The sequence below is a fragment of the Actinoplanes sp. NPDC048791 genome (assembly GCF_040650095.1).
Lineage (GTDB): Bacteria > Actinomycetota > Actinomycetes > Mycobacteriales > Micromonosporaceae > Actinoplanes.
Genome location: NZ_JBEZGQ010000217.1, coordinates 1 through 10,487 on the forward strand (window position 1 = coordinate 1; position 10,487 = coordinate 10,487).

The 10,487-nt window shown below is 72.6% G+C and carries 11 protein-coding genes and 1 pseudogene; 3 read left to right on the forward strand and 9 right to left on the reverse strand.

What is annotated here, in order from left to right; translation table 11 throughout:
• From AB0C29_RS17940 to AB0C29_RS17950, 3 genes are all read right to left on the reverse strand, one after another.
• The coding region (locus AB0C29_RS17940; RefSeq protein ID WP_360821428.1) for a heme peroxidase family protein at nt 1–1,650 on the reverse strand (1,650 nt) is incomplete at its 3' end.
• Between the two features lie 148 nt (nt 1,651–1,798).
• Nucleotides 1,799–2,671, reverse strand: a complete 873-nt coding sequence (locus AB0C29_RS17945; protein WP_360821430.1) for a MerR family transcriptional regulator — start codon at nt 2,669–2,671, stop codon at nt 1,799–1,801.
• Nucleotides 2,672–2,713: 42 nt separating this feature from the next.
• Nucleotides 2,714–3,562 (reverse strand): LysR family transcriptional regulator, encoded by an 849-nt coding sequence (locus tag AB0C29_RS17950; RefSeq protein ID WP_360821432.1) that lies wholly within the window; start codon nt 3,560–3,562, stop codon nt 2,714–2,716.
• 92 nt (nt 3,563–3,654) lie between these two features.
• Between AB0C29_RS17950 and AB0C29_RS17955 the strand changes: the two genes are divergently transcribed.
• Nucleotides 3,655–4,386: an SDR family oxidoreductase gene (locus AB0C29_RS17955; protein ID WP_360821434.1), complete on the forward strand. Its 732-nt coding sequence runs from the start codon at nt 3,655–3,657 to the stop codon at nt 4,384–4,386.
• A gap of 6 nt (nt 4,387–4,392) precedes the next feature.
• Here AB0C29_RS17955 and AB0C29_RS17960 read toward each other — a convergent pair whose 3' ends face one another.
• Nucleotides 4,393–6,057, reverse strand: coding sequence for a diguanylate cyclase (locus AB0C29_RS17960; protein ID WP_360821436.1), 1,665 nt, complete (start codon nt 6,055–6,057; stop codon nt 4,393–4,395).
• Nucleotides 6,058–6,244: 187 nt separating this feature from the next.
• Between AB0C29_RS17960 and AB0C29_RS17965 the strand changes: the two genes are divergently transcribed.
• Nucleotides 6,245–6,817, forward strand: coding sequence for a hypothetical protein (locus tag AB0C29_RS17965; protein ID WP_360821438.1), 573 nt, complete (start codon nt 6,245–6,247; stop codon nt 6,815–6,817).
• On the opposite strand, the gene AB0C29_RS17970 is transcribed toward AB0C29_RS17965, so the two are convergent.
• From AB0C29_RS17970 to AB0C29_RS17985, 4 genes are read right to left on the reverse strand one after another with little or no spacing between them, the layout of a single operon-like run.
• Complete coding sequence (locus AB0C29_RS17970) at nt 6,814–7,158, reverse strand: thioredoxin domain-containing protein (protein ID WP_360821440.1); 345 nt, start codon at nt 7,156–7,158, stop codon at nt 6,814–6,816. The two genes, AB0C29_RS17965 and AB0C29_RS17970, sit on opposite strands and share 4 nt — an antisense overlap.
• Nucleotides 7,140–7,520 carry a MerR family transcriptional regulator gene (locus AB0C29_RS17975; protein WP_360821441.1) on the reverse strand — a complete coding sequence of 127 codons (381 nt, stop codon included), beginning with the start codon at nt 7,518–7,520 and terminating at the stop codon, nt 7,140–7,142. Before AB0C29_RS17975 ends, AB0C29_RS17970 begins: the two co-directional genes overlap by 19 nt.
• A 53-nt stretch (nt 7,521–7,573) precedes the next feature.
• The gene (locus AB0C29_RS17980) at nt 7,574–8,104 is read right to left on the reverse strand and encodes a GNAT family N-acetyltransferase (protein ID WP_360821442.1); all 531 of its coding nucleotides are present in this window, start codon (nt 8,102–8,104) and stop codon (nt 7,574–7,576) included.
• A gap of 22 nt (nt 8,105–8,126) precedes the next feature.
• A complete protein-coding gene (locus AB0C29_RS17985; protein ID WP_360821443.1) occupies nt 8,127–9,116 on the reverse strand; it encodes an aldo/keto reductase in 990 nt (329 codons plus the stop codon).
• An 85-nt stretch (nt 9,117–9,201) separates the two neighbouring features.
• On the opposite strand from AB0C29_RS17985, the gene AB0C29_RS17990 reads away from it, so the two are divergent.
• Nucleotides 9,202–10,125 (forward strand): AraC family transcriptional regulator, encoded by a 924-nt coding sequence (locus AB0C29_RS17990; protein WP_360821445.1) that lies wholly within the window; start codon nt 9,202–9,204, stop codon nt 10,123–10,125.
• Here AB0C29_RS17990 and AB0C29_RS17995 read toward each other — a convergent pair.
• Nucleotides 10,083–10,487: pseudogene (locus AB0C29_RS17995) on the reverse strand (serine hydrolase); the annotation flags it as partial. The gene AB0C29_RS17990 and the pseudogene AB0C29_RS17995 sit on opposite strands and share 43 nt — an antisense overlap.

A 10,487-nucleotide genomic window follows, 5' to 3' on the forward strand; every position in this document is an offset into this window, starting at 1 on the left:
CAGCAGCTCGGCGCGGCCCTCGAAGGCGAACAGCAGTAGATCGACCATCCGGAACGTGTCGGCGTCCGGGCCCAGCGTCGGGCGCCACGACGGGTCGCGCACGATCGAGATGCGGCTGCCCTCCATGGCCCGGTGGAAGACCTCCGCCACGATCCGGCCACCGACGCCGGTGAGCCGTCCGCCGTTGAGCTCCGCCTCCCGCAGGATGTAGAACCACAGCGGCGTCCGGGCGGCGAATGCGTTCCGCTCGTCGTCGCTGAGGGTGGTGAGCACCGCGCCGGCGTCCGTACCGCCGATGATCTGCTCCGCGGTCAGCGGCGCGACGCCGAGGAACTCCGCCGCCTGCTGGCCGCTGGCCAGCTCGACCATGGTGGCCCGGACGAGGTTGCGGAACGCCAGGTTCAGCTGGATCGCCGGCGGGTTGGTGCCGTTGCCGCCGAAGGTGCCCTTGGGCATCCCGGCCAGCGGGTTCACCACCAGCGTGTCGATGCGCTGGGCGATGTTGACGCCGGCCGGCGGGGCCAGGTCGGGACGGGCGGCCTCCGCGGCGAAGTCGTACATCCGCCGCCAGTCGACCGCCCAGTTGGTCGGGAGTCGTTCGAAGAGCCCCGACTCCTGGTCGTTGACGTCCGGGTTGGCCGGGTCGAAGTTGCCGCTGGTGCCGCTGAAGGTGAACAGCAACCGCAGGCTGCCCCGGGTGCCGGAGAAGATCCGGTTCCAGTCGTACGCGGCCCGCACCATGCTGTGCCCGAGCCGGTACGCCGCCACCGAGAACTCGATCGGCATCGTCGGGGTGTCGCCGGCCTTGGCGTACCGCTGGTGGCCGTTGGTGTGGCCGCCGCCGGGCACCTCGAAGAACCGGCGGCCGGTGGTGAACACGTCCTCGACGATCTCCCGGTCGACGATCCGCGGCAGGAAGTCGGTGCGCAGCATCCACTGGTAGTGCCGGACGACGGTCTCCCGGGCCCGCTCGAACAGGATCGCGCTGGGCACGCCGTTGTCGGCGAGCTGGTCGACGACCCGGTTGTGGAAGCGGATGAACGCCAGGTGAGTCTGCGCCACGATGAGGTTCTCGTCGTTGCGGTGGTCCGGGATCAGCGCTCGCTGCCGTTCCGCCTTGGTCGAGCCCTGGGTGACCCGCGGCAGGTCGTAGCCGTTGAGGTTGACGTTGGTGCCGCCGGTGCCGATCGCCGCGGTGATGCCGACGCGCAGCTTGAGCTTGTCCGGGGCGTAGAAGCGGTCGTCGTCGCGGTCGCCGGGGCCGCGGCCGTACACCGAGTCCAGGTCCAGGGCCGGCGACCGGCCCTGCAGCAGCTCGTTGACGGTGACGTGCTCGCCGAGCGCGCGGGCCGTGTTGTCCAGGGTCAGGTCGTGGTCGACGAACTGGCCCAGGTAGGTGAAGCCGGCCGGCACCGGCGGGTCCGCGGACACCGGCTGCACGGCCGGTGCGGTGGGTGCCACGGTCATCGCCGTGGCGACCTTCTCCAGGACGGTCGCGTCGATGGTCCCGCCCTTGGGCAGCAGCCGGGAGAACCGGAACTTGCGCAGCGACGCCTCCGTGGACGGCCGTTCACACACCCCGCTCTTGCCGTCCGTGGTCAGGATTCCCTCGCCGACGACGTAGTAGTTCTCGCGCATGTGACGTTTCACGAGTGCGCACACCTTTCGCCCGAGTGAGTCGCCGCCCGCCCGGGGAGGGACGGGCGGCGAGGACACGTCCCCCTCGGCCGCATCCGTAGGATGCAGAGCTGCCGGCCGGTGCCCCTGATACCCGTGAGACGGCGGTGTCGGGTAGCTGTCAGTGGTGCCGCAGCGCGGTGCGGAACCAGCCGAGCACCGGGCCCAGACGCTCCGGGGCCGGCCAGCCGTTGACCACCGACAGCAGCTCCAGGTAGCGCTCCCGACGTGGGTCCCGGGCCGCGTCCAGCTGAGCCTCGAGCCGCTCGCGTACCGGATAGCGGGCCAGCACCGCGGTCACCACCCGCCCGGCCGATGCCGAGGCCGGGTCGACGCCGGCCGCCAATGCCGGTCCGGCCTCGTCGCGGACCAGCGCTACCGGGTCCCGGCGGAGCAGCACCGGATCGCGGTCGGCGGCATGCCGCTCGGCCAGCTGCCGCATGAGGTCCCGGAACGCCGGCTCCCGGGCCAGCCCGGCCAGTTCGATCCACGCCTCCAGCTGCGCGGGCTGCGGGTCGTCGGGCAGCTCCGGGGTCAGCGAGCGAGCGATGCCGGCGAAGCCGTCCAGGCCGCCGAATACCTGCCCGAGGAAGTCGTCGATCAGGGCGCGGCGTTCCCGCGCGCCGAGCTCGGCCAGTTCGCGCATGTGCTGGACCTCCTGCGGGGTGGATCCGTACCGCGCCGCGGCCGACAGCACCGCGCGGCGCAGTCGCAGGGTGCGGATCTGGATGTCGAGAGCTTCGGTGTGGGCGGCCGCCACCTCGGCCAGGGTGGCCTCGCGGTCCACCACCCGGCGGATCGTGGCCAGGTCGAGCCCCAGCTCGCGCAGGGTGCGGACCAGTTCCAGCCGGGCGACCGCGGTGGCGTCGTAGCGGCGGTGACCGGCCACGCTGCGGCCGGCCGGCGGCACGATCCCGCGATCGGCATAGAACCGGACGGTCTTGACCGTCAGCCCGGTCCGCCGGGCCAGCTCACCGATCGACAGGAACGCCATGGCCCCCACTCTGCGACCTCCCCCGGTGGGAGATGCAAGGGATCAGCGGCGGGTCGCGGTCCGGACCAAGCCGGCCAGGGCCCGGGAACGGCTGTGCGGCGGCCAGGCGAGCACCGTCGTCACGGCCGGCGCGTCGGACACCGGTACGACGACGAGGCCGGGGTTCAGCTGGGCCCGGGCCGATTCCGGCAGCACCGCCGAGGCCCGGCCGAGCGCGATCAGCTGGTAGAGCTGGGCGCTGTCGCGTACCTGGGGGCCGGGTCCGTCCGGGAAGGTGCCGTCGGGGCGGGGCCGGCGGGGCTCCGGCAGGCCGGGCAGCGCGGTGACCTCGGCCAGCCGCACCTCGGAGCGGGTGCTGAGGGGATGACCGGCCGGCAGGACCACGACCTGCCCCTCCGTGAGTAGTTCCTCGGTGTCCAGCCCCGCGGTGGAGTCGAACGGCAGGTGCAGCAGCGCCACGTCGGCCCGCCCGTCGCGCAGCATCCGTTCCTGCTCGCCGATGCCGCACAGCAGCACGTCGACGGTCACCGCACCGGGCTCGGCGGCGTACGCGTCGAGCAGCTTGACCAGCAGCTCGCTCGCCGCGCCGGCCTTGGTGACCAGCACCAGGCCGGGGTCGCCGGTCCCGGACAGAGCAGCCCGGCGGGTACGGCGGTCCGCGGCATCAACCGCATCAAGGGCGGCCCGGCCCTCGGCGAGCAGCACCGACCCCGCCTCGGTCAACGTGACGCTGCGGCTGGTGCGTTCCAGCAGCGTCACCCCGAGCCGTCGTTCGAGCTGCGCGACCGCCCGGGACAAGGGCGGTTGCGCCATGCCGAGCCGGCGTGCGGCCCGCCCGAAGTGCAGCTCCTCGGCGACGGCCACGAAGTACCGCAGCTCCCGCGTCTCCATCTCTGCACGGTACCCGGAATCGATACCCGCGCGGTATCGATGGCTCCTCGAACGGTGTTGGTGGCCGGCCGGGGCGCGGCGACGATCGGGGCATGACTGATACGACGATCGCGCTGGTGACCGGCGCGAACAAGGGAATCGGGTACGAGATCGCGGCCGGCCTGGGCGCGCTGGGCTGGAGTGTCGGTGTCGGCGCCCGCGACGACCAGCGCCGGGAAGCCGCGGTGGAGAAGCTGCGGGCGGCCGGCGTCGACGCTTTCGGCGTACCGCTGGATGTGACCGACGACGCGAGCGTGACGGCCGCCGCCGAGCTGATCGAGCAGCGGGCCGGGCGCCTGGACGTCCTGGTCAACAACGCCGGGATCACCGGGGGCCGGCCGCAGGAGCCGAGCAGTGTGGATCTTGAGATCATCCGGACGGTCGTGGAGACCAACGTGATCGGCGTCGTCCGGGTCACCAACGCCATGCTGCCGCTGCTGCGCCGCTCGGCCGCGCCGCGGATCGTGAACATGTCCAGCAGCGTCGGCTCGCTCACCCGGCAGTCCGGTCCGGCCGACGACCTCGTGACGGGTCCGGTGGCCGTCGCCTACTCGCCGTCGAAGACGTTCCTCAACGGCGTGACCGTCCAGTACGCCCGGGAGCTGCGCGGCACCAACATCCTGATCAACGCCGCCTGCCCCGGTTTCGTGGCCACCGACCTCAACGGGTTCCGCGGGGTGCGTACCCCCGAGCAGGGCGCGGCGACCGCGATCCGGCTGGCGACGCTGCCCGACGACGGCCCGACCGGCGGCTTCTTCGAGGACGCCGGGGTGGTGCCCTGGTGAGCGGCGTCAGCCCGCAACGACCCGGTTGCGGCCCTGGTGCTTGGCGGCGTACAGGCGCTCATCGGCCAGGGCCTTCGCGGCCGGCAGGTCACCACCGGCCGGCACCACCGCGACGCCCAGGCTGATCGTCACGGACAGCCCGGGTTGCAGCAGCTCCCACGGGTAGCCGGCCACCTGGGCCCGGAGCAGCTCGCAGCGCGCCTGCGCGTCCGGCAGGCTCAGCCCGTCCAGCGCGATCAGGAACTCCTCGCCGCCGAACCGGGCGACCAGGTCGTTGTCGCGGACGTTGTCGCGTAGCACCGTGGCGATCTGCCGGAGCACCTCGTCGCCGACGAAGTGCCCGAAGCGGTCGTTGACCCCCTTGAACAGGTCGACGTCGGCGATCGCGACGCACAGCGGCCCGGCCGCGGCGGCCAGCTCCGGCAGCCGCAGCTCCGCGAAGCGCCGGTTGGGCAGGCCGGTGAGCGCGTCCTCGGACGCCTGGCGCTGCCAGCTCAGGTTGTCCGCCTCCAGCTCGGCGCTGCGGACCCGGTGCAGCTCCGCCTCGAGCCGGGCCTTCTCCGCCTCCAGCCGCGCGTTGTCGAGCTCGAAGTGGTGCACCGCCATCCGGGCCCGGGCGACGGCGACATGGTTGTGCGCCTCCCGCTCCAGGGCGTGGAACGAGCGGTAGTGGGCCAGCGCCGCGGCCGGGTCACCGACCTGCTCGTACGCGTCCGACAGCTCCCGGTGGATCTCCATGGCCATCGGCTTCTCGCCAGCCTCGACGGCCCGCTCCAACGCCTCCAGCAGCCCTTCGACCGCCGCCGCGCACTCGCCGCGCATCAGCCGTACGTGCGCCTGGTGCTGCAAGGCGGCCGACTCCAGCGACCGGTAGCCGTGGATGACGGCGATGGCCCGCGAGTCCTCGATCATCCGGGCCGCCCCGGCGAAGTCACCGGCCAGCGCCAGCAGCATCCCGTAGTTGTCCAGGCAGATCGACTCGCGGAACGGGTGCCGGGCGGCCCGGGCCAGCCCGAGCGCCTCGTCGACGTATCCCAGGGCGCCCCGCAGGGTCTGCTCGGCCCGGTCGTCCTCGCCGGCGGCCCGCAGCCGGTTGACCTCGTGGACGGCGTTGTCGCCGACGTTGTTGAGGATGCAGAACCGGGCCTCGGCGTCCATCCCGTCGGCCATGGTGAGTGCGCGCATCAGGTACTCGGTGCTCAGGTTGCGGTCGCCCATGCTGCCGTGCACGACGCCGGTCCGGTTGTGCACCCAGTAGAGCAGGTCGCGGTCGCCGAGCCGCTGGGCGATGTCGCGGCCGCGGGCCAGCACGTCGAGCGCCTCGTCGTGCATGCCGAGATCGTTGAGCGGCAGCGCCTCCAGGGTCAGGATCTCGCAGATGCCGGCCTCGTCACCGGTCGTCTCCAGCACCGCGACCGCTTCCCGGCAGGCGGTGACCGCGTCCTCCTGCTCACCGAGGCGCAGCAGCTGGGTGGCCAGCGAATGCAGCGCCCGGGCCTGACCGGCCGGATCAGCCGAGGCCTCGGCCAGCTTCGCGGCCTGCCGGGCCACCTCGGAACCGCTGCGGTAGTCACCGGCGAGCCGGTACTCCTCGGCCGTGTCGAGCAGGACGGCGACCTGGACGACCGCGGGTCCGGCCGGGCGTTGCTCCACGAGACTCGTGCCGGTCATACCGCGCCTCCTCCCGGTTCCGTGGCCACGGGAACCTCATCGCCGCGCCGGGGCCCGGCTTGAGCGATTCGGTACGCCGATCTGCCGCGGTACGCCTCGGCACGTTTCCGGGATTACTGCGGATCACCGCTTTCCTACTGTGAGTGGCACGCCCGGTCCGGGCGCTCGAACAGCCAGGAGGCCGAGCATGAAGCTCCACCCCACCGCCCTTGTAGTGGCCGCCACCGTCATGGCCGGGCTCACCGGTTGCGGTGCGATCGACGGCACGGCCGCTCCGACCACCAGCAGCGTCCCCGCCGGCATGGGCTCCCCGGAGAAAGCCGCCCCGGTTTCCGCTGCCAAGAAGAAGACGCCGAAGCACGAGAGCACCCCGAAGCACGAGAGCACTCCGACGCACGAGAGCACCCCGACGCACGCGCCCAAGCCGCACGGCCCGCGCATCGTCTCGTTCAAGGTGGTGCAGAAGCCGAAGTGCGCAGAGGGTACGGCGGTCTTCCGCGCCGAGGCCGTCCCGCTGATCATCAAGTGGAAGATCACCGGAGCCGACTCGGCCGCGCTGTCGGTGGACGACCCGACCGGTACGCCCGGCACGTACGGCCCCGTCGAGCTGCACGGCACGCAGGAGTTCACCTTCTCCTGCGGCGGCGCGGTCGGCTCGACGGAGACCCACACGTACGCGATCTACACGGTCGGCGGTGGCACCCAGAAGCACAAGACCCTCAAGGTCTCGGCCAAGGTGCTGGACAAGGGCAAGCTCTAACGGTTCGCGTACGGCTCGAAGGCCCCGCCCAGCGCCTGCCGCAGCACCGACTTCGGCCGGGCCCCCACGATGGTGTGCACGACCACGCCGTCGCGGAAGAACAGCAGCGTGGGCATGGACAGCACCCGGTAGGTCCGCATCGTGACGGGGTTCTCGTCCGCGTTGAGCTGGGCGATGACCACGCCGGGGAAGTCGCCGGCCAGTTCGGCCAGGGTACGGGCGACCGGCCCGCACGGCGGGCACCACTCGGCCCAGAAGTCCACCAGCACCGGCCGCGGGTTGCCGAGCACCAGCTCGGCGAAGGTGTCGTCGGTGACCTCGGTCAGCGAATCCGCAAGCATTGCTTCTCCCGTTCCTCGATGGCCTGGGCGAGCTGCCCGCGCAACCGGTCCCGGACGCCGGCGAGCTGGTCCAGATAGGTCTCGACCTCGGCGAGCTTGCGGCGCAGCACCGCCACGGAATCGGGGCAGACGTGCCCGGCGGCGTTGCCGGCCCGCAGGCAGGCGACGAACGGCCGGATGTCGTCGAGGCCGAACCCGACGGCCAGCAACGCCCGGATCTCGTGCACGACCCGCAGCTCGGCCTCGTCGTACCGGCGGTACCCGTTGGCGTCGCGCTGCGGCTCGACCAGCCCGTGCTGCTCGTAGTAGCGCAGCGTGCGGGCGCTCGTGCCGGCCCGTTCGGCCAGCTCCCCGATCAGCATCCGACTCACCTCGTTCGTTGGTCCGCACCGCACGCTAGGCCTTGCCACCGGCGTCAAGGCAAGTGTTTGCGCATCCGGACCAGCGGTACAGAGACGCCGCCCGAGGTCTCCGTCACGTGCTCGACAACGGTGAAGCCGGCCGCCTCGTACAGCGGGCGGCCGGCCAGGGTGCCCATCAGCTCCAGGGTGGTGAAGCCCTCGGCGGCGGCCGCGGCCTCGCACCGGTCCAGGATCAGCCGCCCGACGCCGCGACGGGTGAAGCCGGGACGGGTGTACATCGCCCGTACCTTGGCCGGCTCCCGGGCGGGATCCAGCAGCGCCGGATCCCGCCCGCCGGAGTGGTCGCCGCCGTAGAGGGTGGCCCGCCGGCTCCAGCCGCCGCAGCCGGCGAGCTGCCCGTCGGCCTCCACCACGAAGTACGTGCCGTCGTCGATGAGCTGGGTGTCGAGGCCCATGACGGCGTGGCTGGCGGCGATCTGCGCGGGATCGAGGAAGCCCCGTTGCAGTTCCTCGATCGCGGCTTCGATCAACGGCAGGAGCTGAGGCAGATCGGCGTGCGCGGCCACCCGGCTGGTCAAGGTCATGCGGCTCAGTCTGCCCGCGAGGTCACCAGGACGGCATCATCGCGGCCGGGTAGCGGGAGCCGGCCGCGCCGTGCGGCACGATCTCCTGGATCCGGGCCAGCTCGGCCGGGGTCAGCGTCACCTCGGCGGCGGCGATGTTCTCGGCCAGGCGCTGCGGGCTGCGGGTGCCCGGGATCGGCACCACGTCGTCACCCTGGGCCAGCAGCCAGGCCAGCGCGAGCTGGGTGACCCCCACCCCCTTGGCGGTGGCCAGCTCGGTGAGCGCCCGTACGGCGGCCACGTTCGCCTCGTAGTTGCCCGGCTGCCAGCGGTCGTCCCAGCGCCGCATGTCGTCCTCGGCGTAGCTGTCCGCCGGCCGCACGTCCCCGGTCAGGAAGCCCCGCCCCAGCGGCGAGTACGGCACGAAGCCGATCCCCAGCTCGCGCAACACCGGCAGCACGTCGGTCTCGACGGCCCGTTCGAACAATGAATACTCGGTCTGGAGCACCGACACGGGCTGGACGGCGTGGGCCCGCCGGATGACCTCGGGGCCGGCCTCGCTGAGCCCGAACCACCGCACTTTGCCCTCGCGGATCAGCTCGCCGACGGTGCCCGCGACGTCCTCGATCGGCACGGCCGGGTCGACCCGGTGCTGGTAGAGCACGTCGATGTGGTCCGTGCCGAGGTAGCGCAGGCTGTTCTCGGTCACCTCGCGGATGTGCGCGGGCCGGCTGTCCAGCGCGACGCCGTAGCGGGCCGGGTCGGTGAGGTCGAAACCGAACTTGGTGGCGATGACGATCTCGTCGCGGAAGCCCTGGACGGCCCGGCCCAGCAGGCGCTCACCGTCGCCCTGGCCGTACAGCTCGGCGGTGTCGAAGTGGGTGACGCCGAGCTCGTGCGCGCGGCGGATGGTCGCGATGCTGCTCTCGTCGTCGCCGGCGCCGTACGCGATGGTCATGCCCATGGTGCCCAGGCCGATGGCCGAGCTCGTCAGGCCCTGCCCGCCCAGCCTGCGGATCTCCAGCTTTGTCATGCCTCGACGCTAGGTCGGCCGGGGCCGGCCGGCATGGGCCGGCAACCGCATACTCTTGCCTGATCCGCTCACGGAAGGACGGCCGATGCTGGACGAGCTCGCCCGCGCTGTCACCGGCCACTGCCCGGGATTCTGGGTGGAGTCCGCGGTGCCCCGGCTCTCACTGGTGGCGGCCGACGAGGCACCCGCCGTCGTCGACATGATGTACACACCGATGCTCTGCTTCGTGGCCAGCGGCGCCAAGCGCGCCACCGCCGGTGACCACAGTGCGCTGGTCGAGGCCGGGCACATGTTCGTCAGCTCGCTGGAGTTGCCGGTCACCGCGACCTTCGAACGGCTGCCCTACCGCTCGGTGGTGCTGACGCTCGACGAGCAGGTGCTGGCGGATCTGCTGCTGGAGCTGGGGGAGGCGGCCAGGCTGCCGGAGCCGGATCCGGGCGGGGTGGTCAGCACGCCGATGGGCCCCGAACTCATCGACGCGGTGACCCGGTGGGTGCGCCTGCTGGACGCCCCGCGCGACATCGGGCCGCTGGCCGGCCGGATCGAGGGCGAGATCCTGTACCGCCTGCTCGGCGGCCCGCTCGGCCCGGTGCTGCGGCAGTTCGCGCTGGCCGACTCGCACGTGACCCAGGTGCGCCGGGTCGCCGGCTGGATCCGCGAGAACCACGCGAGCCCGCTGCGGGTCGAGGCCGTGGCCGCGATGGCCACCATGAGCACGGCGACCCTGCACCGGCATTTCCGCCGCGCGACCGGGATGAGCCCGCTGCAGTACCAGAAGGTCGTCCGCCTCCAGGAGGCCCGCCGCCTGCTGGTCGCCGGCGACACGACCGCGGCGATCGTCGGCGAACGGGTCGGCTACGCCAGCGCGACCCAGTTCAACCGCGAATACCGCCGGGCGTACGGCGTCCCGCCGGCCCAGGACGCCGTCCGCCTGCGTGCGCAACTGCTGCGAACCTCGGCGCGACGTCAGGCCCCTGCGGTGACGGCGGTCCAGAACGCGTCGGCGTAGGGCTCCGGCACCGGGGAGGTCATCTCGCGCTGGGTCAGCAGCACGTTGACCCGGCCACCGGCCAGGTCGGCGTAGGCCGCGGTGCCGAGCCCGCCGGTCCAGCCGTAACTGCCGGCGGCCGGCCCCGGCACCTCCCGGCCGGTGGCGACGGCCCCGCCGAATCCCCACCCCCACCCGTCCCAGAAGCCGGGCAGCCAGAGCGCCCCGGCCTTCTCGGCCGGGGTGAGCTGATCGGTGGTGAGCTGGGCTACCGACTCCTTGGACAGCACCGCGCCGCCGCCGTCGAGCAACATCCGGCCGAAGGCCAGGCAGTCGTCGACGGAGGAGACCAGCCCGGTGGCGCCGGAGACCCGCAGCGGCGG

What these genes read in the sequence shown, in the direction of transcription:
- AB0C29_RS17985 (WP_360821443.1), bottom strand. Translation starts at nt 9,116, where the DNA reads ATGACAAAGCTGGAGATCCGCAGGCTGGGCGGGCAGGGCCTGACGAGC.
- AB0C29_RS17980 (WP_360821442.1), bottom strand. Translation starts at nt 8,104, where the DNA reads ATGACCTTGACCAGCCGGGTGGCCGCGCACGCCGATCTGCCTCAGCTC.
- AB0C29_RS17945 (WP_360821430.1), bottom strand. Translation starts at nt 2,671, where the DNA reads ATGGCGTTCCTGTCGATCGGTGAGCTGGCCCGGCGGACCGGGCTGACG.
- AB0C29_RS17990 (WP_360821445.1), top strand. Translation starts at nt 9,202, where the DNA reads ATGCTGGACGAGCTCGCCCGCGCTGTCACCGGCCACTGCCCGGGATTC.
- AB0C29_RS17950 (WP_360821432.1), bottom strand. Translation starts at nt 3,562, where the DNA reads ATGGAGACGCGGGAGCTGCGGTACTTCGTGGCCGTCGCCGAGGAGCTG.
- AB0C29_RS17970 (WP_360821440.1), bottom strand. Translation starts at nt 7,158, where the DNA reads ATGCTTGCGGATTCGCTGACCGAGGTCACCGACGACACCTTCGCCGAG.
- AB0C29_RS17955 (WP_360821434.1), top strand. Translation starts at nt 3,655, where the DNA reads ATGACTGATACGACGATCGCGCTGGTGACCGGCGCGAACAAGGGAATC.
- AB0C29_RS17965 (WP_360821438.1), top strand. Translation starts at nt 6,245, where the DNA reads ATGAAGCTCCACCCCACCGCCCTTGTAGTGGCCGCCACCGTCATGGCC.
- AB0C29_RS17975 (WP_360821441.1), bottom strand. Translation starts at nt 7,520, where the DNA reads ATGCTGATCGGGGAGCTGGCCGAACGGGCCGGCACGAGCGCCCGCACG.
- AB0C29_RS17960 (WP_360821436.1), bottom strand. Translation starts at nt 6,057, where the DNA reads ATGACCGGCACGAGTCTCGTGGAGCAACGCCCGGCCGGACCCGCGGTC.